This window comes from Streptomyces sp. NPDC002853, assembly GCF_053591915.1.
Genome location: NZ_JBSFUS010000001.1, coordinates 757,008 through 782,007, shown reverse-complemented (window position 1 = coordinate 782,007; position 25,000 = coordinate 757,008). Strand labels below are relative to the sequence as shown.

20 protein-coding genes, 1 tRNA gene and 1 pseudogene are annotated in these 25,000 nt (G+C 71.2%); 7 read left to right on the top strand and 15 right to left on the bottom strand.

Annotated elements, in window-relative coordinates; translation table 11 throughout:
- Window positions 1-275 precede the first annotated feature (275 nt).
- The gene (locus tag ACWD02_RS03410) at window positions 276-1,556 is read left to right on the top strand and encodes a M6 family metalloprotease domain-containing protein (protein WP_451203934.1); all 1,281 of its coding nucleotides are present in this window, start codon (window positions 276-278) and stop codon (window positions 1,554-1,556) included.
- Between the two features lie 71 nt (window positions 1,557-1,627).
- Here the strand turns inward: ACWD02_RS03410 and ACWD02_RS03405 are convergent.
- The 7 genes from ACWD02_RS03405 to ACWD02_RS03375 form a co-directional block, all read right to left on the bottom strand.
- Window positions 1,628-1,701 (bottom strand) — tRNA-Lys (locus ACWD02_RS03405).
- Window positions 1,692-2,324, bottom strand: a complete 633-nt coding sequence (locus ACWD02_RS03400) for a bifunctional DNA primase/polymerase (RefSeq protein WP_451203932.1) — start codon at window positions 2,322-2,324, stop codon at window positions 1,692-1,694. The genes ACWD02_RS03405 and ACWD02_RS03400 overlap by 10 nt, the downstream gene beginning before the upstream one ends.
- 123 nt (window positions 2,325-2,447) lie before the next feature.
- Window positions 2,448-2,813 (bottom strand): hypothetical protein, encoded by a 366-nt coding sequence (locus ACWD02_RS03395; protein ID WP_451203931.1) that lies wholly within the window; start codon window positions 2,811-2,813, stop codon window positions 2,448-2,450.
- Between the two features lie 82 nt (window positions 2,814-2,895).
- Window positions 2,896-4,269, bottom strand: coding sequence for an AAA domain-containing protein (locus ACWD02_RS03390; protein WP_451203929.1), 1,374 nt, complete (start codon window positions 4,267-4,269; stop codon window positions 2,896-2,898).
- On the bottom strand, window positions 4,266-5,861 hold the full coding sequence (locus ACWD02_RS03385; protein WP_451203927.1) for a hypothetical protein: 1,596 nt from the start codon (window positions 5,859-5,861) through the stop codon (window positions 4,266-4,268). Before ACWD02_RS03385 ends, ACWD02_RS03390 begins: the two co-directional genes overlap by 4 nt.
- Before the next feature lie 136 nt (window positions 5,862-5,997).
- The gene (locus tag ACWD02_RS03380; protein WP_451204380.1) at window positions 5,998-7,149 is read right to left on the bottom strand and encodes a hypothetical protein; all 1,152 of its coding nucleotides are present in this window, start codon (window positions 7,147-7,149) and stop codon (window positions 5,998-6,000) included.
- Window positions 7,100-8,107 carry a phosphatase PAP2 family protein gene (locus tag ACWD02_RS03375; RefSeq protein WP_451203925.1) on the bottom strand — a complete coding sequence of 336 codons (1,008 nt, stop codon included), beginning with the start codon at window positions 8,105-8,107 and terminating at the stop codon, window positions 7,100-7,102. Before ACWD02_RS03375 ends, ACWD02_RS03380 begins: the two co-directional genes overlap by 50 nt.
- 260 nt (window positions 8,108-8,367) lie before the next feature.
- Between ACWD02_RS03375 and ACWD02_RS03370 the strand changes: the two genes are divergently transcribed.
- Complete coding sequence (locus ACWD02_RS03370; RefSeq protein WP_451203923.1) at window positions 8,368-8,961, top strand: histidine phosphatase family protein; 594 nt, start codon at window positions 8,368-8,370, stop codon at window positions 8,959-8,961.
- Between the two features lie 7 nt (window positions 8,962-8,968).
- On the opposite strand, the gene ACWD02_RS03365 is transcribed toward ACWD02_RS03370, so the two are convergent.
- Entirely contained in the window at window positions 8,969-10,414 is a 1,446-nt protein-coding gene (locus tag ACWD02_RS03365) for a tetratricopeptide repeat protein (protein ID WP_451203922.1), read from the bottom strand.
- Window positions 10,415-10,681: 267 nt separating this feature from the next.
- Between ACWD02_RS03365 and ACWD02_RS03360 the strand changes: the two genes are divergently transcribed.
- Entirely contained in the window at window positions 10,682-11,185 is a 504-nt protein-coding gene (locus ACWD02_RS03360; protein ID WP_451203920.1) for a hypothetical protein, read from the top strand.
- A 65-nt stretch (window positions 11,186-11,250) separates the two neighbouring features.
- Window positions 11,251-12,111, top strand: coding sequence for a spermidine synthase (locus ACWD02_RS03355; RefSeq protein WP_451203919.1), 861 nt, complete (start codon window positions 11,251-11,253; stop codon window positions 12,109-12,111).
- Window positions 12,112-12,137: 26 nt separating this feature from the next.
- Here the strand turns inward: ACWD02_RS03355 and ACWD02_RS03350 are convergent, their stop codons facing one another.
- Window positions 12,138-12,677, bottom strand: a complete 540-nt coding sequence (locus ACWD02_RS03350; protein ID WP_451203917.1) for a hypothetical protein — start codon at window positions 12,675-12,677, stop codon at window positions 12,138-12,140.
- Between the two features lie 78 nt (window positions 12,678-12,755).
- Between ACWD02_RS03350 and ACWD02_RS03345 the strand changes: the two genes are divergently transcribed.
- The 3 genes and pseudogenes from ACWD02_RS03345 to ACWD02_RS03335 all read left to right on the top strand — a co-directional run.
- Window positions 12,756-13,445 (top strand): response regulator transcription factor, encoded by a 690-nt coding sequence (locus tag ACWD02_RS03345; RefSeq protein WP_363211347.1) that lies wholly within the window; start codon window positions 12,756-12,758, stop codon window positions 13,443-13,445.
- The gene (locus tag ACWD02_RS03340; RefSeq protein WP_451203914.1) at window positions 13,442-14,833 is read left to right on the top strand and encodes a sensor histidine kinase; all 1,392 of its coding nucleotides are present in this window, start codon (window positions 13,442-13,444) and stop codon (window positions 14,831-14,833) included. The genes ACWD02_RS03345 and ACWD02_RS03340 overlap by 4 nt, the downstream gene beginning before the upstream one ends.
- Before the next feature lie 508 nt (window positions 14,834-15,341).
- Window positions 15,342-16,232: pseudogene (locus ACWD02_RS03335) on the top strand (chitinase); the annotation flags it as partial.
- A gap of 72 nt (window positions 16,233-16,304) precedes the next feature.
- On the opposite strand, the gene ACWD02_RS03330 reads toward ACWD02_RS03335, so the two are convergent.
- The 6 genes from ACWD02_RS03330 to ACWD02_RS03305 all read right to left on the bottom strand — a co-directional run bounded on the left by ACWD02_RS03330 (window position 16,305) and on the right by ACWD02_RS03305 (window position 24,996).
- Window positions 16,305-17,954 (bottom strand): bifunctional aspartate transaminase/aspartate 4-decarboxylase, encoded by a 1,650-nt coding sequence (locus ACWD02_RS03330; protein WP_451203912.1) that lies wholly within the window; start codon window positions 17,952-17,954, stop codon window positions 16,305-16,307.
- Between the two features lie 30 nt (window positions 17,955-17,984).
- Window positions 17,985-19,688, bottom strand: a complete 1,704-nt coding sequence (aspT, locus tag ACWD02_RS03325; RefSeq protein WP_451203910.1) for an aspartate-alanine antiporter — start codon at window positions 19,686-19,688, stop codon at window positions 17,985-17,987.
- 24 nt (window positions 19,689-19,712) lie between these two features.
- Entirely contained in the window at window positions 19,713-21,392 is a 1,680-nt protein-coding gene (gene aspT, locus ACWD02_RS03320) for an aspartate-alanine antiporter (RefSeq protein ID WP_451203908.1), read from the bottom strand.
- A 105-nt stretch (window positions 21,393-21,497) separates the two neighbouring features.
- Window positions 21,498-22,919 (bottom strand): GH1 family beta-glucosidase, encoded by a 1,422-nt coding sequence (locus tag ACWD02_RS03315; RefSeq protein ID WP_451203906.1) that lies wholly within the window; start codon window positions 22,917-22,919, stop codon window positions 21,498-21,500.
- Window positions 22,920-23,047: 128 nt separating this feature from the next.
- Entirely contained in the window at window positions 23,048-23,860 is an 813-nt protein-coding gene (locus ACWD02_RS03310) for a carbohydrate ABC transporter permease (protein ID WP_451204379.1), read from the bottom strand.
- A gap of 131 nt (window positions 23,861-23,991) precedes the next feature.
- Complete coding sequence (locus tag ACWD02_RS03305) at window positions 23,992-24,996, bottom strand: carbohydrate ABC transporter permease (RefSeq protein WP_451203904.1); 1,005 nt, start codon at window positions 24,994-24,996, stop codon at window positions 23,992-23,994.
- Window positions 24,997-25,000: the final 4 nt, after the last annotated feature.

Sequence of the window (25,000 nt, the reverse complement as noted above, 5' to 3'; positions counted from 1 at the left end):
TGTGCCGATCATAGGGGCTGGCCCGAGGGCGCATCCAGCCACCGAGCGGTGCCGCGTGGCGGCCGCGCAGGGCATAGGACAGGCGCATGCCCGGCACGGATGTGGCACCTACCCGGCGACAGATCGTTTCTGCTCGCCCGTGTACTGCTTCCTTTACGCCTCAATCAGCCCGGCGACAACTTGTGACGTTCCGTGAGCGCTCCGGGAGTGGCGCATCACCCGGCTGGCCCAGACAAACAGGGCACAACAGAAAAAAGCTGCACAGGGTGGGTGGGATGCCCCGTAATCCGCATCCGGAGGTGGACGTGCCGCGTCAGCTACCCCCCTGGGGACTCACCCGTGGAGGGGAGAGACCCCGGTTGCGCAGCACGGCCGCCGTCCTTACGTCCTTGACCGCACTCGCCGCGACGGGGCTGGTCGCGGGCCCCGCGAGCGCCCGGACCTCGGCGGTCCCGTGTGCGCTGGAGCGCACACCGGCGCACCACTCGGAGGGCCTGGACACCTGGAACGGCGCCTATACGCGGCCCGACCGGGCCCTCGACGCCGTGATGGTCTTCCTCTCCTTCCCCGACTCCCCGCCCCAGGTCGCCACCGAGGATCTGACGGCCGACTACTTCCCCGCCACCAGCCAGTTCTTCGACCGCGCCTCCTACGGCAAGCTGGCCCTGCGCCCGCATCCGCGCCGCGAGTGGGTGGAGATGCCGGACGACTCCACCTCGTACGCCATACAGCGCGACTGGAACGCCTCCCGGCGCAGCGCCTATCTGCGGGACGCGGTGGCCGCCGCCGATCCGCGGGTCGACTTCTCGCGGTACGACGTCGTCTACTTCGTCGCCGACCCGGACGCCCCCGGCGTCGACTCGGACGCGACGAAGGTCGTCAACTTCGACCGGCCGATGCGGGCCGACGGCGCCGACATCAAGCGCATCGTCACGGTCTTCGAGCGCCATCCGCCGGACCGCAACGTCCTGGCCCACGAGACGGGCCACGTCTTCGACCTGCCCGACCTCTACCACCGGCCCACGGACGGCGACGGCGACTGGGACACGCACGTCGGCGACTGGGACGTCATGGGCAGCCAGTTCGGGCTCTCCCCCGACCTCTTCGGCTGGCACAAGTGGAAGCTCGGCTGGCTGGACCAGCGGCAGGTGGCGTGCGTGGAGGGCGAGGGCCGGCGGCTGACCCTGGAGCCGCTGTCGACGCGGCCCCTGCGCGGGGGCATCGGCGGCACCAAGCTGGCGGTCGTCCGCACGGGCCGCGGCAGCGCGATCGCCTTCGAGGCACGCGCGGCGGCGGGCAACGACCGCGCCACGTGCAGCGAGGGGGTGCTGGTCTACCGCGTACGCAACGAGGCGCCGTCCGGCGGCGGACCGGTCGAGGTGCTCGACGCCCACCCGGACTCCGAGGCGTGCTGGTCCGACTCGGTGTATCCGCCGCTCGCGGACGCGCCGGTGAGCGCTGGGGAGAGCTTCACGGTGCCGGGCGAGGACGTGCGCATCGAGGTGGAGGGGCGTACGGCGTCGGGGGCCTGGAACGTGAACGTGTCGGTGGGCTGACGGGCGCACCCCGAGCTCGTACCGGGCATGAAAGAAGCCCCTCGCTCGCGCGAGGGGCTTCTTTCTGTCTGTGCGCCGCCAGGGACTCGAACCCCGGACCCGCTGATTAAGAGTCAGCTGCTCTAACCAACTGAGCTAGCGGCGCCTGCTGACGTCGTAGACCTTAGCACCCTGATCGCCGCCAGGAAAAATCGATATACGGACCGCGGAGCCGGCCGCCGCGCGCGCCGCGCGGACGCACGCCCAGAGCATGACCTCGGGCCCGGGAAGCCAGGGGTGGCGGGCATCGGGAGCCACCAGCCAGCGCGATTCGAGGTGCCCCTCAAGGCGTCCGGAGTGCGCCGCGCCCCGGGTCTGCGGGGTGACCGGCGGCACCGTCACGGCGTCCCCCATGCCGTGGCAGAGGATGCCGGGCACGGCTCGGCCCCACTCCTCCCATTCCAGGAGCGAGGGCAGCCGCTGGGCGGTTCCCGGGGCGGCGAATAGGAGCATCCGGCCGCGGTGCGCGGCGACGGGGCCCGAGCCGGGGCCGTCCTCCCATAAACGGTCGAGCATCCGCCGGCCGAAGACCGCGGGGACGCTCACCACGTCGAAGACGGCGCCGCAGGGGAGAACGGCGGGGGCGGTGGGGCGGCTGCGCCAGTGGGCGAGCGTGCTGCGCGGATACGTTTCCGCGGAGGCGAGCCAGGCGGCTCCCTCGGCCGTGACGTCGGAGATGTCCTGGACGCGGGCGGGGTCGGGGCCCGGGTGGAGACGTGTGCTGCTCATGGCAACTACATCTACCGGTGGTGAGCGTTCCATTTCTGAGAGTTGTCAGAAATGGGGACAGTGGCGGGTGCGGAGGAGTACCTTGCCCTCCTTGGCATATGCCCGTGATCTTTTGGGCCGCCCTCAGGCCTCCGGGCCGCCGCCGCCCGCGCCGGACGCGCGCAACAGATCCCGGCCGAACTCGACCATCTTCTTCGCGTAGTCCTCGGTCCACTGGGCGCGCTCGGCGATCGCGGCGGGCGTCAGCCGGTCGAAGCGCCGGGGGTCGGCGAGCTGGGCCGCCGCGATGGCCTGGAACTCGACCGAGCGGTCCGTCGCGGCACGGAAGGCGTGCGTCAGCTCGGTGGCGCGGGCAAGCAGCTCCCGGGGGTCCTCCATCGACTCCAGGTCGAAGAAGTGCTCCGGGTCGGCGGCGGCTTCCGCGGGCTCGAAGAGCAGGGGCGCGGGTCGAAGGCGCTGCTCGGTCCGGGGCCGCTCGGGCTCCGCCATGGTTCTCCTCCTCGTACGGTTTCCGGCCGTGCGGCCGTCTTCCATTCTCCCTTGCCGCGCAAGGGGGCCCTGCGCCCTGGCGTTACGCCTGCCGCCATGGCACGCGGTGGTTGGACAGGTGGTCCCAGGTGGTCATCATGGCGTCCCAGCCATCGGGGAACTTCACCGTGACGCCCAGCTGGACCGGTTCCGTGGACGGGTGGTCGTCCAGCAGTTCGCTGACGCCCGCGCGGCAGATCACGATGCAGGCGTGGCGGTGGCGGGAGGTGAGGACGCAGAGGCGGCCCGTCTCCAGGTGGAACGCGGTGGCGTCCGGGCGGCCGGAGAGCGGGTGCAGGACCACCGTCACGTCGAACTCGCGGCCCTGCAGCCGGTTGGCCGTGTCCACCGTGACGTCCGCGACGCCGAGCTCCGCGAGGGCGGCGCGCACCGCCGCCGCCTGGTCGCGGTGGGCGGTGCCGACGGCGATCCGGTCGGCCGTCAGGGGAGTGGGGTCGGGGCCGCGCTCCGACGTGGCCGCGCCGCCGCGGTCCAGGAGGCGCCGGACGACCTGAGCCACCGCGCGTACGGCCTCGGGGTCGGTCCGCGGGGTGTTGCGCGCGGGCAGTTCGAGCAGGCCCCAGCCCGACTCGGCGGCCTCGTCGATCACCCGGTCGGGGGCCGAACCGTCCGACGGCACACCGAAGGTGAGCGCCCTGTCGCCGTGGTCGGTCCCGCTGCGGAAGGGCGTGTACGGATAGAACGCGGCCGAGACCAGCGGAGCCGCCGACGCCGGGAGCCGCCAGGACACCGGGAGGCGGTGCTGCGGCAGTTCGGGGTTGTGCGCGAGCAGGGTCGTCACCGCGCTCGCCGAAGGGTCGTACGCGAGGCCGGCCCACTGCTCGGCGCCCACGATCGAGAACGGGTCGAGCTGGCCGGGATCGCCCACGAACAGGGCCCGTTCGAAGAGGCCCGCCACGGCGAGCAGCGCGTCCGAGCGCATTTGATACGCCTCGTCCACGATGGCGTGCCGCCAGGGCTCCACGTCCTTGACGTGCGCCCACTTCGCCGCGGTCGAGACGACGACGTCGAGCCCGGCGAGGTCGGCGGCCTTCGTCGACGTACGGACGAAGGGCAGGTCGTCCAGGGCCTTGTCGTACGCGTCCGGGTCGCTGCTGTGCAGCCGGCCGACCGGCAGCTCCGGATCCTTCTCGGCGAGGCGCAGGACCAGGTCGTCGACCTGCGCGTTCGTCTGCGCGATCACCATCAACGGGCGTCCCGCCGCGGCCAGTTCGCGGGCCGCGCGCACGACCAGGGTCGACTTGCCCGCACCGGGCGGCGAGTCGACGACGACGCCGCGGTGCGCGCCGTGCAACGTGTCGTGCAGGATCGCGTCCGTGGCGCGACCGGCCGCCGCGCCCGGGTCGAAGGAGGCGCGGTCGAAGGAGGCGCGGTCGAAGGGAGCGGTCGGACTCACAGGGTGTCCTCCGGCGTGACGGGGTCAGGGCGCTCGGCGACGTCGCCCGGCGGGCCGCCGTGGGTCCAGGGAGTCGCCTCGGGGTCGGGGAGCTTGGGGCCGCCGCGCTGCTCGTGCTCGAAGAGCGTCCAGCAGATCTGGTCGCCCTTCTCCGGCACGGAGCCGGGCTCGGGCTCCTTGCCGCGGCCCATCTTGTCGGTGATGCGCAGGACGACAGACGTGGCGGGTCCCTCGGTCTCGTACGTCACGAACTCGGCCGACTGCGGCTTGCCGTGCAGCGAGCGGTACACCTTCGCGCGCTCGGCCAGGTGCGGCTGGTCGTCCGTGCGGACGGTGACCAGGGGGCGGGGTCTCGGGCTTTTCGCTTCGTTGTACGCCATGACCACCTCGGTCACCTCACCGGCGAACGCCTCGCCCGCGAGCCGGCGGCCCGCCATCACCAGGGGGTCGTCCAGGGCTTCCTGTGCCTCGAGTCTGGCCTGCTCGCGTTCACGCGTGGCGAGCTTGTTGGCCGCCGTCACCGCGTCGTCGACGCGCGGCTGCGGGGGTTCGCCGGCCGTCACGCGGTCCCGGTGGCCGGTGAACGACCAGCGGTCGCGGGTCCAGCGGTCGGCGGCGTGCGGGGCCTCGGGGAGCGTGCAGAGCGCGTCGAGGCCGCGCCACACGGCGTCCCAGGTGGGGCGGGTCCTGCTCTCGATCAGGGAGCGGATCTCCCGCTCGGCCGCGGACAGTTCGGCGAGGCGGGCGTCCGCCTGGATGCCGTCCTGCGCGGTGGCGAGGACGCCGCGCGCGCGGTCGTACCGCTCGATGGCCGGGGCGAGCAGACGGTTGTCGAACGCCGGGTCCGTGGCGGGGCCCGCGGGCGGGCAGAGCAGCTGGCCGTCCTTGTCCCGCGCCAGCTCGGCGCGGAGTGCGGCGTCGGCGCCCGAGGTGCCTTCCGGGGCCTCGATCCAGGCGAGCAGGGCGCCCAGATGCTGGTCCTCCAGGCTGGACTGGCCGGTGGCCCAGTGCAGCGAGAGCAGTTCGGTCATGGCGACCAGGAGGGAGGAGCCCGGGACGCGGGCACGCTCCCCGAAGTGGGTCAGCCAGCGGCCGAGGAGGGGGACGCGGGGCGGCGCGGGATACGGGGTCTGCGGGTCCTGCTCGGCGGTGCGGCGGAAGCGGGTGGAACGGCCGATCAGCCGGACGAAGTCGATGCCCGCGCGGCTCGGGACGATCAACTGCGGTGCGTCCGAGCAGAGTTCGACCTCCACCTTGACGCGCTTGCCGGTCTCGGGGTCCGTCTCGCTGCGTTCCGCCGCCTCGACGTCTTCGGTGAACGAATCCACGTACTCCAGGACGGTGTCGGCGAGTTGGGCCAGGAAGGTGAAGCGCAGATCGCGGTCGCGGGGCTGCGGTACGACGAGGACGCGGGGCGAGGTGCGCTCCGTCCCGACCAGCGCGCCGAGCGGGGCACCGGCCTCACCGGCGGTGATGAGGGGGACGAGGACGAGGGGGCGCTGGGTGAGGTGGCGGTGTCGAACGGTCGCGCGCGGCTGGGCGCGGCCTGTGGTGACCGCCTCCAGTCGGGCGAGGTTGTCGATCAGCGACATCAGGCCGTCCTCCCTTGCGGGCCGTGGGGGATCGCCCCGCCGCTGCGCGGCGATTCCTTCCCGTCCACCCACCCGTCCACCCAGCCGATCACCCGGCGTCGAGCCGACACCGAAGAGCCCGAGAAGGCCACGTGCCTCAGCATCCCGCACCCCCTGCGGCCCCGCCCGAGGCGCTCCCGCCGGCCAACGCCTCGGCCCGTAGCGCCGCCGCCCGCCTGAGCGCCGCCACCGCGGGATCCGCGGGATCGCCCGTCGTGCCGTTCGCCGCCGACAGGACCCCGGCGACCGTCGTCAGGCCGCCGAGCTCGCCCCGCACCGAACGCCCCAGCGCCGTCACCGCACCCTCCTCGCGGGAGCGCTCGCGGCAGTGGAAGGCCAGTTCGCAGGCGGCCAGGCACTCGGGGGCGTACGTCGCCGGGACCGATTCGACCGCTGCCGTCAGGTCGGCCGTGGGTCGGTTCACGTCGAAGGTGGTGCCCTCCGGGAGCGCGTCCGCGATGTCCTCGATGCGGGTCAGGCGCGCCAACTGGCGCCTGGTCACGGAGATCTGCTTGCGCACGTCGATCGCCGACGCCGTGGGGAGGTTCGAGAAGTCCTTGGGGCAGACCAGGAGCACGTGGTGGCGGATGCGGGGCGCGGGGTCCATGTGGGCCGCCACCCGCTCGAGCGCCAAGGCGTACACCGCGGACTGGCGGGCCGCCGCGCCCACCTTCGCGGCGTCCGCCGAACCGTCGATCATCGGGAAGGACTTGATCTCGACGACCGTCCAGCCGCCGTCCGGATGGACCACCACCGCGTCCGGTTCGAGGAAGGCGGGCGTCCCCGCCACGTCGAGGGCCAGCATGGGGTGGTCCAGGAGGGTCCAGCCCTCCGTCGCCGTGGCCTCGCGCAGCGCGAGCGAGGTGCGGGCCGCGCGGCCCTCGGGGCCCACCGCGGCGAGGTCGGGGACGGCTGACTCACCCGGCACCGGTTCCGGGCCGCCCCCGAGCCTGCCGTGCACCAGACGCAGCAGCTCCGCGCCGCCGTCGGCCTTGACCTTCGCCTCGAAGGCGTTGCCCCGCATGAACGCGAACTGCGACTGACCGAAGGGTGCGGGGGAGCCGAGTGACTGCGCGAGCGTCGCCTTGTTCACACCCGCGCCGTCGAGCAGCGCGCGCCGTCGGCAACCCGGATTCGCGGCGAGGGCCGCGAGCGCGCGGGCGTCGAGCGGCGACGCGGGGACGTCCGGTCCGCGCAGCTCAGCGAGCCGCTGTCGGAGTGCTGTCCCCCGCTTCGGCGGGTCGGGCACTGGGCTCGGCGCCTGGCTCGGCAGGCCGCTTGCGCGGCCGGGGAATTCGCTCACCCACGGAAGTCTGGCACCCGCCACTGACAATTGAGGACTCTGGGGCGGACGAGACGGACGACACGCCCGCGTGGGGCGCCGGGCGGGCCCCGCCCGCGACCCCCGACGAAGGCCGCGCGACATCGAACGGCAGTTTGACCCTGGCCTTCACGCGGTCCGCGAGTCGCAGCACCGGCTGTGCGAGGAGCAGTCCGAGGCCCATCACCGCGGCGCCCGCGACCGCGTCGAGGAAGTAGTGGTTGGCGGTACCCATCACGACGATCGTGGTGATCAGGGGGTAGGCCACCGCCGCGGTCCTGACCAGCGGTGAGCGGCCCTGGCGCCACAGCACGACCCCGCACCACAGCGCCCACCCCACGTGCAGGCTGGGCATCGCCGCGTACTGGTTGGTCATGCCGCCGAGCCCGCGCGGCGCGCTGGCCTCGCCGCCCCACCAGCCGAAGTCGCTGTACTGCGCCATGGTGTCGACGAAGCCGTACCCCTCGCTCAGCAGGCGGGGCGGGCAGGTCGGCAGGAGCGTGAAGCCGACCAGGCCGATCATGGTGGAGGTCATCAGCCACGCGCGCGCCGCGCGGTAGTGCACCGCGCGGCTGCGGAAGAGCCACACGAGGACCAGGGGCGTGACCAGGTAGTGCAGGGACGCGTACCAGAAGTCGGCGGGGACACCTATCCAGGAATGGTCGGTGAAGAGACGGTTCAGCGGGTGCTCGGCGTTGAGATGCAGGAACTTCTCGACCCGGAGGATGCTCAGGCCGTTGTCGACCGCGCCCGCCACATCGCCGCGGGCCAGCAGGCGTCCCGCCGAGTACGCGGCGTACACCAGCACGATCAGCGGCAGCTCCGTCCACCAGCGGAGCCGAAGCCCGCTGATGCCCCCGGTGCCCGGAGCGTCAGTCTGCGGCATCCGGTCGGTCCCCCATCTGTCTTTGGTCATGCGGTGTTCAACGGCGCCTCACCTTACGGCGTACGCGATGGGACGCTGAGGCGGTCCCCGGTCGTCTTAGACGCAGAGATCGACGAGCGGGTTGCTCCTGGCGGGCAGGAGTGATCGCGACATGGCACGTGAGTGATGATGGAGGGGACGGACAGCTGTCTGTCCACAGAATTCCCTCTATGACGGCTGATGGTCTCCACCGATGGGCTGTCGGCTCGGAAAGGCTCGACATGGCACCGCGCATCCTGCTGGCCCGCCACGGACAGACGGAGTGGTCCCTGTCCGGGAAGCACACCGGCAGGACGGACGTCCCGCTCCTGGAAGAGGGCCGCAACGGCGCGAAGCTCCTGGGCGAGCGCCTGCACCGCGCCCCCTTCGACGGCCTCAAGGACGTCGAGGTGCGCACCAGCCCCCTGGCGCGTGCGCGCGAGACCTGTGAGATCGCCGGCTTCGGGGAGCGCGCCACCACCTGGGACACGCTCATGGAGTGGGACTACGGCTCCTACGAGGGGATGACCCCGGCCGACATCCAGGCCGTCCGCCCCGGCTGGTTCATCTGGCGCGACGGCGTCCCCCGGGGCGAGACCCTGGAGCAGATCACCGCCCGCGCGGACGAGGTGGTGGCCTGGGCGCGCGGCGCGGACCGTGACGTCCTGGTCTTCGCGCACGGGCACATCCTGCGCTCCATCGGCGCGCGCTGGCTCGGCCTCGGCGTCGACTTCGCCGCCCGCGTCCGCCTCAACCCGACCTCGATCTCCACCCTGGGCTGGGCCTACGGCGAACCGGCCATCGAGTCGTGGAACGACACCGGACACCTGGCTTGAGGGCCCGCTAGACGGCCCGCGGCAGCGACGCGTGCCGCTCCAGGAAGCCGCACACCCCCGAGGCCCGCCGGTGCGGAAGCAGCACCCGGGCCGTCGTGGCGAGCATCGCCTGGATGCGTGAGGACTGCACCTCGTCGAGCAGCCCGAGCACCCGCATGCCCGCCGTCGCGGCCTCGTCCGGACGGCCCGCGCGGGCCAGGTCGTCGGCGAGCTCCGCGGTGTAGAGGGCGATGTTGCGGGTGAACTGCGGGGTCTGCGCCGACGCGATGCCCGCCGCCCGCCGTGCGTGCCGGGCCGCCCGCTCCCAGTCGCCGAGCGCCGACCAGCACTGCGCCTCGAGGACTTCCAGCTCGGCGGGCCCGTAGAAGGTCATCCACTCCGGGTCGGAGTCCGCCGGGCCACGGTCGAACAGGGCGTGGGCGCGGACGAGCGAGCGTTCGCAGCCGGCCCGGTCCCCGAGCCCCGCCCAGCCGCCGCCCTCCCGCAGCGCGAGGAGCGAGAGCAGCCGCGGTGACGCGAGTTGCCGGGCGGCCCGGGTGGCCGCCTGGGCCGCCCGCACCGCCTCCCGGGGCCGCCCGGCATCGCGCGCGAGGAAGGCCGTGTTGCAGAAGGCGTGCGCCTCCAGGGCCGGGTCGCCGGCCATGCGGGCCGTCGCGAGCGCCTCCGCGTAGTGCGAGCGGGCGTCGTCGAAGCGGCCCGAGTCGTGCGCCAACCACCCCACGGAGATGGACAGTTCCCCCGCGCCCGTGTAGAGCCGGTCCGCCATCGGCTGGCGGGTCGTGCCCGCGTCAAGGAGGGCGTATGCGGTCCGCAGCGGGGCGGACGCGCGCCGGTAGAGGCCGTCGGCGCCGTGCCGGTCGTCGAGCAGCCGGATCCTGCGCACGGCCTCCTCGACCGCGGTCGCCTCGGCCTCGCCCGGCCGGCCGCCGCGCTGCGCGGTGGCCTGGGCCGGACTCGTGTCGGCGAGCCCGAAGGGCCCCAGTGAGGCGGCGGCCACCGTGGCCGTACCGCTCATGAATGCGCGACGCCGCACGTCGATCTCCTCGTGACTCTGGATCTCGTACGGGTCGCACTCGTGCAGTTCGGGGCTCAGCGGCCCGGACGGGGGAGACTCATACAGCTGGATCGTGGTGTGTGATGCGGGCGCCCCGGACTTGGCGCGCGCCCCCCGCCCGCGCACTGTGGAACGGGGCGCGAACCCCAGATCCGTCAGTGTCCGGCCGGGGAACATGTGCAGGAACACCCGCTCGTAGGCGTAGTTGGGACAGCGGATCTCGCCCGCCTCGACGCGTCCGATGTAACGGGCGTCGCAGCTGACGCGCTCACCGATCTCGCGAGCGGCCCGCCGGATCAAGGCGGCGAACTCGCCCGGAGAGCGCTGTCCGCGCAGCTGCCTGAAGCGAAGGTTCGGTCGTGGGGACGGAGTTGACGATGCCATCGGTGACGACGCCATGGCCTGACCCTCTCGTACGGATCGTGCCGGATTGCGCTGAATCCTGCGGATTCGGCGATACTGCCCCTGTTCCGGCGGAGCACGAACGTACCCGCTGTCATGGGTCCGGCACGCAGAGTTTGGCTACAAACCGGATATCTCACCCACGATCCGCCATGAAGTGCCATCCTTTGCGGCGGCATTGCGCCGTAGCCGTTGACGCCCTGCCGCGTTGAACCATGCGGAGAGGGAGCGACGCGGCTTCCGCCCTTGCGAGGAGGGGTCCCCTTGTCGGAGATCGGCTTGTCGGAGATCGGCGTGCAGAACGGCGAAGCGAGGGCATCGCTGACCACGGCACGGCACCTGCCGTCGCAGGAGCGCAGCGCACCACCACGGCAGGGCGCCCGGCCCCCCGAGCCCGCCGACTTCTGCGATCTCGTCACCGTCCCGGCCCGCCAGGGACTCGAAGCGGTCGACATCCTGCGCCGCGGGGCGGGCGACGACGCGGTCGGCCCCGTCCTGCACGACGGCAGCTGCGACACCCTCGGCTTCCTGGTGCCGCCCGGCACCGCCGAGTGCTGGGACCTGCCGGGCAGCGCGTGTACGCAGACCTTCGGCCGCGGCATCCGCGCGCACGCCGAACCGGCGCCCGCACCCCCGCCGCCCCCGGTCGCGGGCACCGGCTGGCTGCTGCCCCCCGACGAGACCGACCCGGTCACCGACCCCGCAGTCCTGCGCGAGGCGCTCGGCAAGGCGGCCCGCACGATCGAGGCCGCCGACAACTGCCGCTGAGCCCGGCAGAAGCGGTTCTCCAAGGTCATCGGGCCGCGCACCGCGCGTACGCCGATAATGGTCCGATGGCAAGGAACAGGCGGTCCCGGGAAGAGGCGCAAGCCGTCGTCGAGGAGGTTGACGGGGGGCTCGCCGAGCTGATGCCCGACCGGGACAGGCCGCGCGCGTGGACGCTGCTCGTGGACGGCGCCCCGCAGTCCCACGTGGACCTCGACGACCCGGCGTATCTCGACTTCGAGTACCAGCGCAGGCTCGGCCACGTCGCCGACCTGGTCGCGCCGCCTGGCAAGCCGGTCCAGGCCCTGCACCTGGGCGGCGGAGCCTTCACCCTCGCCCGCTACATAGCCGCGACCCGCCCCCGCTCCACCCAGCAGGTCATCGAGCGCGACACGGCGCTCATCCAACTCGTGCGCCGCGAACTGCCCTTGGACCCGCAGGCCCGGGTCAGGGTGCGCGGCACCGACGCCCGCGAAGGGCTCGCGAAGATCGCGGACGGCTGGGCGGACCTCGTCATCGCCGACGTCTTCAGCGGCGCCCGCACCCCCGCCCACCTCACCAGCGCCGAGTTCCTCGGTGACGTACGCAGGGTCCTGAGGCCCAACGGGTTCTACGCCGCCAATCTCGCCGACGGGCCGCCGCTGGCGCATCTGCGCGGCCAGCTCGCCACCGCCGCCACGCTCTTCCCGGAGCTCGCGCTCATCGCCGACCCCGCGGTCCTTCGCGGCAAGCGCTTCGGCAACGCGGTGCTCGTCGCCTCCGGCCTGCCGCTGCCGATCGCCGAGCTGACGCGGCGCAGCGCGGGGGACTCGCATCCGGCCCGGGTCGAGCACGGCAGGGCGCTCATCGACTTCAGCGGGGGAGCGGCAGCGGTCACGGACGCGAGCGCGGTGGCGTCACCGGCGCCGCCGCCCTCGGTGTTCCGCTGAACCGGCCCATGAACTGACCCGGCCGGTCAGTACTCGTTGATCTCGACCGCCGGGGCGTGGTCGTGCCACGTGCAGAACACCGAGACCTTGTCGGCGCCCGACGTGAACTCCACCCGGATCCAGGTGTCCTGCTTCCACACCTGCACCGACCAGCCCGCCGCCGGGGTCGCCGACACCAGCGTCGCGGAGTCCTTGCCCAGGTCGAAGACGACCCGGCCGCCCTCGGATGAGTAGCTCTTCACGTTGCCCGGTGCGGCGGCGGGGGTGGAGGGGCTGCTCGGCTTGCTCGTCCGCGTCTTCGACGGCTCGCTCTCGGGGGGCTTCGAGGACTTTGACGACGCCGGGGGCTTCTTCGTCTTAGAGGGCGTCGGGGTCGGCGCCGGGTCCGGGCGGTGCGTGGAGGAGGAGAGCGGCTCGGCACGGTCGCCGTCGGCGGCCAGTGGCACGGCACGCGGCGGGTCGTAGGCGGTGCCCGCCATGACCGTGTGGACACCCCACCAGGAAAGCGTGACCGCCGCGCCCGTGGCGAGCGACCAAGCCATTGCGTGTATGAGTCCTCTGCGCATCGCGAGCCATACTGCACCACCGGGCCCCTCGGCGTCCCAGGAGGACCGGGGTCACTCACATGGCGTACGGTGCCGCCCATGGCAAGTGTGCTCGTCGTCGAGGATGACCAGTTCGTACGCTCCGCTCTCATCCGGCATCTGACCGAGGCATCGCACACCGTGCGCAGCGTCGGCACGGCCCTGGAGGCGCTGCGCGAGGTGGCCCATTTCCGGTTCGACGTGGTGATCCTGGACCTCGGTCTGCCCGATCTGGACGGTTCCGAGGCATTGAAGATGCTCCGCGGGATCACCGACGTCCCCGTGATCATCGCCACCGCGCGCGACGACGAGACCGAGATCGTCAGGCTCCTGAACGACGGCGCCGACGACTACCTGACCAAGCCGTTCTCCGTCGAGCACCTCTCGGCGCGGATGGCGGCCGTCCTGCGCCGCTCGCGCGTCCCGGCGGGCGAGGCCCCGCCGAGCCGGGAGATACGCGTCGGCGGGCTCGCCATCGATCCGCTGCGCCGCCAGGCAGAGCTGGACGGGGCGCGGCTCGATCTGACCCGGCGCGAGTTCGATCTGCTCGCGTTCCTCGCCGGGCGGCCCGGTGTAGTCGTACCGCGCAAGGAGCTGCTCGCCGAGGTGTGGCAGCAGAGTTACGGGGACGACCAGACCATCGACGTACATCTGTCGTGGCTGCGCAGGAAGCTGGGCGAAACGGCCGCGCGGCCGCGTTATCTGCACACGCTGCGGGGTGTCGGCGTCAAGCTGGAGCCACCGCTGTGAGGTGGGCGCTCGTCAAGGTGTGCCTGGCCGTCACGACGATGGTCGTGGTCGCCTTCGCGGTGCCGCTCGGCCTGGTCATCCAGGAGATGGCGCGGGACAGGGCCTTCTCGAACGCCGAGCGGCACGCGGCCGGCATGGGCCCCACGCTCTCCATCACCACCGACCGCGATCAGCTGACCCGGGCCGTCGCCACGTCCGAGGCGGGCGGCGAGGGCCGCATGGCCGTGTACGTGCCGTCCGTCGACAAGGCGCCCGCCCTGGAGATCGGCGACCGGCGGGCGGACGCGGACGCGGTGGAGACCACACGCAAGGAGGGCCGGGCGCGGACGACGACGGTCGACGGCGGCTTCGCGCTGCTCCAGCCGACGGCGCTCAGCTCCGGCCAGATCGCCGTCGTCGAGATCTTCGTGCCGGAGGGCGCGGTCAGCAACGGCGTGACCACGGCCTGGCTGGTGCTCGCGGGCGTCGGCGTCGCGCTGATCATCGGGTCCGTGGCGGTGGCCGACCGGCTCGGCGTACGCATGGTGCAGCCCGCCAAGCGGCTCGTGGGCGCCACGCAGTCCCTCGGCGAGGGGAAGCTGGGGGCGAGGGTCCCGGAGGAGGGGCCGAAGGAACTGCGCCTGGCCGCCGTGGCGTTCAACTCGATGGCCGACCAGGTGGTCCAACTCCTGGCGAACGAGCGGGAACTGGCGGCGGACCTGTCGCACCGACTGCGTACTCCGCTGACGGTCCTTCGGCTCAACGCGGCCTCGCTGGGGGACGGGCCCGCGGCCGAGCAGACCCGGATCGCGGTGGAGAAGCTGGAGCGCGAGGTCGACACGATCATCCGCACCGCGCGCGACGCCAAGCCGCAGACCGCCGCGGTCGGGCCCGGCGCGGGCTGCGACGCCTCCGAGGTGATCCGGGAACGCATGGCCTTCTGGTCGGCGCTCGCGGAGGACGAGGGGCGCGAGGTACGCGTCGCGGGTGTGGAGCGGCCGGTGTGGATTCCGGTGGCGCGCCCCGAACTGGTCGCCTCCCTGGACGCGTTGCTGGGCAACGTATTCCGGCACACGCGGGAGGGTGCGGCGTTCGCGGTGGACGTGCACAGCGGCGAGGACGCGGTGATCGTCCTGGTGTCGGACGCGGGGGCGGGGATCGCCGACCCCGAGGCCGCGTTGGCGCGGGGCGCGGGGTCGGGAGCCGACGGGTCCACCGGCCTGGGGCTCGACATCGTGCGGCAGCTGGCGGAGTCCACCGGTGGTGACGTGCGCATCGGGCGGTCCGTGCTGGGCGGGACCGAGGTCCGCATCTGGATCCAGCTGGACGGGCGGCGGCCTGTCGCCGGGGGGCGGGGGCATCGGGGTGCCGCCGTACGCCGCCGAAAGCGCACCCCGAGCGTCGGCTAGGCCCTGAACCGCCGCTTCGCGGCGGATGTTTCCCGCCCACCCACCCGATACCCCGAGCCGGCCCCTTGACGGAAACTACCTGCGCTCCGTTCACAGTCGGATGCGGGGTAATCGAGTGGGTGAGCGGGAAAAGATCCGCGCGAAGCGCGGAAAGGTGTCCGCGGCTCGCACCCGGGAGCACCCCGGAGCCCCCCGGAAGCACCCCGGAGCCCACCATTAAACGCCCCCGATCGCTCCCTTAAGCCCGCCCTAAGATCCAGTGCAGAGCCCCAATTGCCCGCAATGTCGCGCCCACGCGAGGCTAACGTGCAGCACGCACCCCCACCCCCCGCACAGCTAAGGCAGGCACGCGATGAGCAGCACGCATCGACGCACGGTGAGCGCCAGGTCCAAGGTCATAGGCGGGCTCGTGGCCGCGGGCCTCGTCGGCGGCGGCGCTTTCCTCTTCTCGGGAACGGCCCTCGCGACCAAGGCGCCTGCGGAGAAGACCCCCGCCGAGGCGGCCGCCCAGGCCAAGTTCGCCCCGTTCGTCGACACTTCGCTCGCCCCCGCGTACGACCTCGTCGACACCGCCGACAAGACCGGCGTCAAGGAGTTCACCCTCGCCTTCATCACCTCCGGCGGCAGCTGCGAGCCCCTGTGGGGCGGCACCACCGGGCTCGACGACGACAAGGTCGCCTCGCAGATCGAAGCGCTGCGGGCCAAGGGCGGCGACGTACGCGTGTCCTTCGGCGGCGCGGCGGGCTCCGAGCTGGGCCTCAAGTGCTCCAGCGCCGACGAGCTCGCCAAGGCGTACGGCAAGGTCATCGACAAGTACAAGCTGACGAAGGTCGACTTCGACATCGAGGGCGCGGCCTTGCCCGAGACCGCCGCCAACACCCGCCGCGCCCAGGCCATCGCGCAGCTGCAGAAGGACCACGAGGGCCTGGACGTCTCGTTCACGCTGCCCGTCATGCCCGAGGGGCTGACCCAGCCGGGCGTCGACCTCGTCGCGGACGCCAGGAAGAACGGTGTGCGGGTCTCCGCAGTCAACATCATGGCGATGGACTACGGGCCCTCCTACAGCGGCGACATGGGCCAGTACGCCATCGACGCGGCAACCGCCACGCAGAAGCAGATCAAGGGCGCCCTCGACCTCTCCGACGAGGCGGCGTGGAAGACCGTCGCGGTCACCCCGATGATCGGCGTCAACGACGTCACCACCGAGATCTTCAAGGTCGACGACGCCACGGAGCTGGTGAAGTTCGCCGAGGAGAAGGGTCTCGGCTGGCTCGCGATGTGGTCCTCGACCCGCGACAAGGCCTGTGAGGGCGGCGCCAACAACGGTGCGCAGCCCACCTGTTCCTCGATCGAGCAGGAGCCGCTGGCCTTCACCAAGGCGTTCGCCGCCTACAAGTAACCCCTGAACCACCGCCCCCCCCACGGCGCCTCGACCGGCATTCCCCCCACCCGGTCGGGGCGCCACTCATGCTCAGACCCTGCTCGCCTGCCACTCCGCCGCGTAGTCGTGGAAGATCGCCCGCAGGTGGTGGCCGATCTTCAGGTAGTCGAGGTCGTCGAGATTGGCGAGCGACACGCGCACCGACCACTCGGGGCCCTCGAACCCGCCCCCGTTCAGCAGGACCACATGGGTCTGCTCGGCGAGCCGGAACAGCGGGTCGACCGGCTCGTAGTTCTTCTCCAGGAAGTCGGCGAAGTCCTTGCCGTGGACGCGTTCCGCCTCGGCGAGCAGATCGAGCTCGATGTAGTAGCCGGCCCGGTGCGGATCGTCCGAGATCTTCATCTCGGCTCCCTCCAGGAGGAGTTCGAGCCGCCGCTGCACGATCGCGCGGATGCGCCGCTTGTACGCCTGTCCTTCCTCCAGCATGTCGAAGAGGGAGAACAGGGCCATCATCATCTGCTGGGGGAGCGAGAGCCCCGAGGTGTGGTTCAGGGCCACCTGGCGCGAGTCGGCGACGAGACGGTCGATGAACTTGATCTTTGCGGGATCCAGCGTCAGCGTCCCGTACCGCTTGGCGAGCCGGTCCTTCTCGGCCTGCGGCAGCGCCGCGATCAGCTCGTCGATGACGTTGTCGTCGTGCAGCCCGATCACGCCGAGCCGCCAGCCGGTGGCGCCGTAGTGCTTGGAGTACGAGTAGACGAGCAGCGTGTTGCGCGGCAGGTCGGCGGCGAGGGAGCGGAAACCCTCGACGAACGTCCCGTACACGTCGTCCGTCACGATCAGCAGGTTCGGGTTCGACGTGGCGACGATTCTCTTGATCTGGTCGGCGACCCGCTGACTCAGCGCGAGCGAGGGCGGGTTGGAGGGATTGACCAGGCAGACCATCTTGATGTCGGGGTCGGCGAGCTTGGCGACCTCCTCCTCCGGATAGCGCCACTCCCGCACGCCCTCCTCGGCGAACTTGCCGGCCTCGACGTACGTCACGTCGAACTCGTACGTGTCGAGCTCGGGAATCTCGATGTACGGCGTGAACACCGGCACCATCAGGGCGATCTTGTCGCCCTTGTGCAGGATGCCGTTCTTCATGAGCGAGTCGAAGATGTAGCACATCGCCGCTGTGCCGCCCTCGGTGGCGAAGAGCGACAGATTGCCGGCCGGCGGTTTCTTGTCGAACATCTCGTCGGCGATGTAGCCGCGCACGATCTGCTCCGCGTGCTTCAGCATCCGGTCCGGCACGGGGTAGTTGTCGCCGACCGAGCTGTCCGTCAGCTCGTGCACGAACTCGTCCTTGTCGAAGCCGAACCGCTCGATGGCGTGCTCCACGCACTTCTGGAGCAGGTCGATGCCGGGCAGGTCCGGGTGCCGGTGCGCGAAGGTGTCGAAGCGGGCGCCGGCGCCCGCCTTCTCCGGCATGCCGCCGAGGTCGTCGGCGGTCCAGACGCGGCGGGACTCGGAGAGGGCGAAGTATCCGAGCGCGTAGAAGGCCTCGCGGGGGCCCGTGGCGATCCAGTTGGGATTGCCGCGTCCCGCGTTCAGCATCTGAACGCTGGAGGTCTCCTTCTGCCCCGGCTTGTCGGCCTGCACCGTCTGGGCGATCTGGATGAACTTGTCCTTCAGCTCGAACGGGCTGAGCTGGGCGAACGACTGGATTTCCGCGCGGGTGAAGGTGGTCTTGGGCACGGCTCGTTCCTCACGTGGGGGAGCGGGGGGTCAGTGGTGGAGCAGGACGATGACGGCGCCCCAGATGGTCAGGAGCACGTTTCCGACGGCGTAGGGGATCGTGTAGCCGAGCGTCGGGATCTGGGACCGCGACGATTCGTTGATCGCGCCGATCGCCGCGGTGGTCGTCTGGCCGCCCGCGAGGACGCCCATCAGGATCGGGAAGCGGATCTTCTGTACGTAGTGGCCGAAAAGGAAGCCGACGATCAGCGGGATCACCGTGGCGACCGCCCCGAACAGGAGCAGCCCCCAGCCCGCGGTCGAGAGGCCGGAGGTGAAGCTGGGCCCGGCGTTGATGCCGACGACGGCGACGAAGAGGCAGAGCCCGAGGGTGTCCATGAACCACTGGGCGCCGGGCGGGACGTTGCCGTACGTCGGGTACTTGCCGCGGATCCACCCGAAGACGAGCCCCATGATCAGCGCGCCGCCGGAGGTGGAGAGCGAGATCGGCACGCCGCCCGCGGTGAGCGCCGGGATGCCGATGCAGCCGCCGAGGAAGATGCCGAGCCCCACCCAGATCATGTCGGTGGCGAAGGACGTCGGCACGGGTTTGCCGAGCTCCTTGCCCGCCGGGTCCACCAGGCGTTTGGGGCCGGTGAGGATCAGGGTGTCGCCACGCTCCAGCTTCGTGGTGAGGCGGTAGGGGAACTCGGCGCCGGAGCGGTACAGCTTGTCGACGTAGACCCCGACCATGAACGGTTCGCGCCGCAGGTCCGCGATGCTCTTGCCCAGTTGGCTCTTCTCGGAGGCCACCACGTGCAGTGACTCGGTCTGGTAGCCGAGGAGTTCGACGTCATCGGTCTCGGCGCCGATGTGCGTACGGGGGTCGAACTCGACGAGGGAGCCGCGCAGTGCGCTCAGTGCGACGACGTCGCCCTCACGCAGGGCGGTCCGCTGGTCATGGTCGAGGATGTTCCCTTCTCTGCGTACGCGGGTGATGTAGACCCGGCGGCCCAGCTCGCGCTGCTGGTTCTCGAAGTCCTCGATGGTGCGTCCCGCGAGGTCGGGGCGCTGGATGGTGTAGGCGCGCAGGACGACCTCGTAGTAGCCCTCGGCCAGGTCGGGATTGGCGCCCGGGGCATCCAACTCGCGTGCCAGCGCCGCCGATTCGGCTGCCAGATCACGCCGGTAGAGCCTGGGCAGCACGTTGGCGAGCAGCATCGCGCAGAGGATCGTGCCGAGCGGATAGGTCACGGCGTACCCGATGGCGACCAGGTTCGACTCGCTCTTGACCTGCGCGGAGCTCAGACCCGGAAGATTGGAGATGGCGTCACCCGCGACACCGATGACGGCGGACTGCGTGAGCGCCCCGCCGAGCAGCCCTGCCGAGAGCCCGGGTCCGTAGCCGAGCATCGCGGCGAAGGCCCAGCAGACGAGGAGGCCGGTCACACAGACGACGACCGCGTTCAGGACCTGCGGCAGGCCGTCCTTCTTCAGGCCGCGGAAGAACTGCGGGCCGACCTTGTAGCCGAGGGCGAAGAGGAACATCGTGAAGAAGAGGTTCTTCACCGTCCCGTCGATCTCGACCTTGAACTGCGCCCCGAGCAGCAGTCCCGCGATGAGACAGCCGGTGACCGCGCCGAGGCCGATGGCCTTGTAGCGCAGTTTCCCGAAGAGGAAGCCGATCGCCACGGTGATGAAGACGAGCAGCTCGGGGTGGGGCTGGAAGATGTTCCGGTTGAGGAAGTCGATCATTTTCTACCCTCCGGGTGCGCCGCCTCAGGCACCTAGTACGCCGACGAGGATCGGCCCGGTCAGGGGGAGCAGGAAGTTCGAGAGGGCGTAGGTGATCGTGTAGCCGAGCAGCGGGACCGAGCTCTGGGCCACCTGGGTGACGGAGGTGATCGCCGGGGTCGAGCACTGCTGGCCCGCGATGGCGCCGATCAGGAGCGGTTTCTCGATCTTCAGGAGCTTGCGGCCCACGATCAGCGAGATCGTCGCCGGCACCAGGACCATCGCGATCCCGGCGAACGGAAGCAGCACGCCGTACTGCTTGAGCAGCGGCCAGGCCTGCGGCCCCGAGACGAGCCCCGTACAGGCGATGAAGATCGCCAGACCCATGTCCTTGAGGGTGTTGGCTGCCTGCGGCGGGAACGCCCCGAAGGTCTGCTTGCGGGAGCGGAACCAGCCGAAGAGCAGCCCGGAGATCAGGCAGCCGCCGCCCGTGCCGAGCGACATGGGCACGTCGCCGAAGTGCACGACGACCTGCCCGAGCAGGGAGCCCGCCGCGATGCCGAGACCCAGATAGATGAAGTCGGTGGCGTCGTTCTTGACGACGGCGCCGATCCTGGCGACCAGCTTGTTCAGGCCCGAGCGCGCACCCACCAGGGTGAGCACGTCACCGCGGCGCACGGTGGTGCCGCCGGCCGCGGGCAGGTGCTGATCGCCGCGCAGTACGTCGGTGACGTAGACCCCGTCCTTGATGAACTCGGGGTGCGCGCGCTGCAGCTCGTCCACGCTCAGGCCGTCCGACGCCTTCTCGGTGACGGCGACCTGGGCGGTGGCCAACGGGGTGTCGACGCCGGGGATGCCGGGGGTCTCGGGGCCGATGAGGTGCCCGGACTCGATGACGTTGGCGCGGCGGCCGACCACCAGGACCAGGTCGGAGAGGGTGAGCGCGAGGCCGGGTGCGGGCGTCAGCTGCTTGCTGCCGCGCTTGACGGCCTCGACGGTGACCCGCCCGTCGAGCTCCGCCTCCAGATCGCCGACGGTCCTGCCGTCGCCCGCGGTCACCAGATAGGTGCGGCCGACCATGCCCGGCAGCGCCTGGCGCTCGTCGGACTCCAGACCGCCGCCCGCGCCTCGCATCTTCTCCCACAGCTCGCGCGAGGCGTCCCGCAGGTTGATCCGCAGCATCATCGGCATGATCTGGCTGGTGTAGAGCACGATGGTGATCAGGCCGAAGAGGTAGCAGACCGTGTACGCGGTGGCGACGTGCCCCTGGTACTGGGTGATCTGGTCCGGGGTGAGGCCGTCCAGCTTGCCGATGGCCTCGGTCGCCGTGCCGACGACGGCCGACTCGGTGGCCGCGCCCGCCAGGATGCCCGACGCGGTGCCGACGTCCAGGTCGAAGGCCTTGGCTAGGCCGAGCGCGATGCCCAGGACACAGACGAGCTCGATCCCGCAGAGCGCGAAGAAGCGCAGGCTCTCGCGGTTGAGGTTGGAGAAGAACTGGGGGCCCGCGAGATAGCCGAGGGCGAAGATGAAGAGCGCGAAGAAGATCGTCTTGACGTCGTCCGAGACGACGACCTTCGCCCAGGCGCCGAGCAGCAGCGAGACGATCAGCGTGCCGCAGATGCCGCCCAGGGTGATCGGGCCGACGCGTACCTTGCCCACGAGGTAGCCCAGGGCGAGGCAGACGAACAGCGCGAGCTCGGGGTGGTCACGGAGTACGCCCATCGGCGCTCACCGTGCCTGTTCTCTTGCGTTATGTGGCATATCGGCAACCTAAGGAGCCGAGTGGCGCAGTGCCACTCGGCCCCTCGGGTCTGCCGGCCCCGCGGGTCAGCCCGCGACGTGCTCCCGCGGCAGCTCACCGCTGGACGCGACGCCCGCGTACCAGTGGGCGCTGGACTTGGGGGTGCGGGCCTGCGTCTCGTAGTCGACGTACACCGCGCCGAAGCGCTTGCTGTAGCCGTACGACCATTCGAAGTTGTCCAGCAGGGACCACAGGTAGTAGCCGCGGACGTCGGCCCCGTCCGTGATGGCCCGGCGTACGGCGGCCAAGTGTCCGTGCAGGTAGGCGATGCGCTCGGGGTCGTGGACGCGGCCCTCCGGGTCGGGCTTGTCGTCGTACGCCGCGCCGTTCTCGGTGACGTACAGCGGCAGGCCCGGCGCCTCCCGGGTGTAGCGCATGATCAGGTCGTGCAGCCCCGTCGGGTCGATGGTCCAGCCCATCTCGGTGCGGTCGCCCGGCGTCTGGTGGAAGGCCACGTCGTCGGAGCCGGGCCACGGGGAGTGATCGCTGGCGCCGTGTCCGTCGTTGCGCGCGTTCGCCGGGTCGTTCCGGGCGTCCGAGACCAGCGCGGGCGTGTAGTAGTTCAGGCCGAGCGCGTCCAGCGGCTGATGGGCGGCGGCCAGATCGCCGTCCTGCACGAAGGACCAGTCGGTGATCCGGGCGGTGTCGGTGAGGAGGTCCGCCGGGTAGGCGCCGTGCAGCATCGGGCCGTGGAAGACGCCGTTGGCGAGGTTGTCGATGCGGCGGCGGGCGTCCTGGTCCGCCGGGCTGTCCGAAACCGCCCTGACCACCGACGAGTTGAGGCTCACCGCCACCCGGGCGCGGGCCGGAAGCGCCGCACGCAGCGCCTGGGTGCCAAGGCCGTGCGCGAGGTTGAGGTGATGCGCGGCCTGCAGCGCGGCCGCCGGGTCGGTGCGGCCGGGCGCGTGCACGCCGGAGCCGTAGCCGAGGAAGGCGCTGCACCACGGCTCGTTGAGCGTGATCCAGGACTCGACGCGGTCACCGAGCGCCTCGGCGACGAAGCCCGCGTACTCGGCGAAGCGGTAGGCCGTCTCCCGCGCCGGCCAGCCGCCCGCGTCCTCCAACTCCTGGGGCAGGTCCCAGTGGTAGAGGGTCAGGGCGGGCTTGATGCCCTTGGCCAGCAGCTCGTCGACGAGCCGCCGGTAGAAGTCGAGGCCGCGCTGGACGGCGGGGCCGCGCCCGGTGGGCTGCACCCGCGACCAGGAGACGGAGAAGCGGTAGGCGTTCAGGCCGAGGTCCGCCATGAGCGCCACGTCGTCGCGGTAGCGGTGGTAGTGCTCGACGGCGACATCACCGGTGTCGCCGCCGGCCGTCCTGCCGGGCGTGTGGCTGAAGGTGTCCCAGATGGAGGGGGTGCGGCCGTCTTCGCGTACGGCGCCCTCGATCTGGTACGCGGACGTGGCGGCACCCCAGAGGAAGTCGGCCGGAAAAGCAAGGGATTCAGGCATGGAAGCGCTCCCATGGAAAGGGGAAAAGGACAGGGGGAAGAGAAGGAGGGGCGGACGGGGCGGATGGCCAGGGCCGAGGTGGCGGCGGCTCGGCCCTGGCGGGGGAGGAATCGGCGGGCGGCCGGGCCTCAGCCCTTGACGGCGCCCTGCATGATGCCGCTCACGATCTGCTTGCCGAACAGGATGAACGCCAGGAGCAAGGGCAGTGTGCCGAGCAGGGCACCCGCCATGATCACCGCCCGGTCCGGGATGTAGCCCGTACCAAGGGAGTTGAGCGCCACCTGCACGGTGGGGTTCGACTGGTTCAGCGCGATGATCGGCCAGAGGAAGTCGTTCCAGGCCATCACGAACGTCAGCAGGCCGAGCACCGCCATCGCGGGCCGTGCCGCGGGGAACACCACGTGCCAGATGATCCGCAAGCTGCTCGCCCCGTCCATCCGCGCCGCCTCGATGAGTTCGCTCGGCAGCGCCTGCAGCAGGTACTGCCGCATGAAGAACACCCCGAAGGCGCTCACGAACGTCGGCAGGATCACCGCCTGCAGCTGGTTGGTCCACTGCAGGTCGGCGACCCACAGATAGAGCGGTACGACACTCAGCTGCGGCGGCACCATCATCGTGCCGATCGTCAGGAGGAGCAGCAGCCCGCTGAACTTGAACTTCAGCTTGGCGAAGGCGAACCCGGCGATCGTGGAGAACAGCACGGTGCCGATGGTGATGCTGCCCGCCACGATCGTGGTGTTCAGCATCGCGTCGCCCAGACTCGCCTCCACCCAGGCCCGCTCCAGGTTCTTGAAGAGGTTCCCGCCGAACCACAGGGGCGGCGGTGTCTGGGCGAGCCGCCCGCTCGTGCGGGACGCCGCGATCGCCGTCCAGATCAGCGGGGCCAGCGACACGGCCGTGAACAGCGCGAGCACGAGGTAGGTCCACGGACCCGCGTGCATCGTGCGCCCGGCCTTGAGCCCCAGCGGGCGGCCCGACTTCGGACGCGGCGCCGAAGCGGCCTTCGGGCTCGTGATCACGTCGGTCGGCGGGTCCGATACGAGGTCCGTCGTCGGGCCCGAGGTGCGGGACTTCATTGGGCCTTCCTCAGACGTCGGGCGATCAGCAGATTGACCGCGGCGATGAGCAGCAGGATCGCGAGCATCAGCCAGGCGACGGCCGAGGCCCGGCCCAGATGGCCGTTGATCCAGCCCTGGTCGTAGAGATAGAGGCCAAGGGTCTGGAACTGGTGGTCCGCGCCGCCCTTGGACCCGGCCGTGCCGCCGAACAGCAGCGGCTCACCGAAGAGCTGGGTCGCCCCGATGGTCGAGACGACCACCGTGAACAGGATCGTCGGACGGAGCATCGGGATCGTCACGTGCCGGAACTGCTGCCAGCGCGAGGCACCGTCCAGGGACGCCGACTCGTACAGGTCGTGCGGCACGGCCTGCATCGCCGCCAGGTAGATCAGCGCGTTGTAGCCGGTCCACCGCCAGATGACGATCGACGACACCGCGAACTGCGAACCCCACGAGGATTCACGCCAGTTGATCGGGTCCACCCCGATCGACCCGATGATCCAGTTGACCATGCCGCCGTCCCACGCGAAGAGCAGCGTGAAGACCAGCGAGGCACTCGCCACCGACGTGGCGTACGGGGCGAGCATCGCGACGCGCCACAGGGTGGAACCGCGCAGCTTGTAGTTGAGCAGATGCGCGATGCCGAGCGCGACGCAGAGCTGCGGGACGGTGGAGATGACGCCGATGGTGAAGGTGTTGCCGAGAGCGTTCCAGAAGTAATCGCTCTGCAGCAGGTTGGTGTAGTTCTCCAGACCGATCCAGGTGCTGCCGTCGAGGTCGGTCAGCGACAGCCGGTGCAGCGAGGCCCAGCCGGTGTAGAGCAGCGGGAACAGCCCGAAGGCACCGAAGAAGAGGAAGAAGGGGGCGACGAAGACGTACGGCGACGCCTTTATGTCCCAGCGGTACAGGCGGCTGCGCCACGAGGACGTGGGGGAGGACTTGCGCCTCCCGGACGCGGCCGGGGCCGCGCCCCCCTCTTCGGGGGACGCGGTCTCGGCGTACTCAGCGGTCTCGGACATGCGC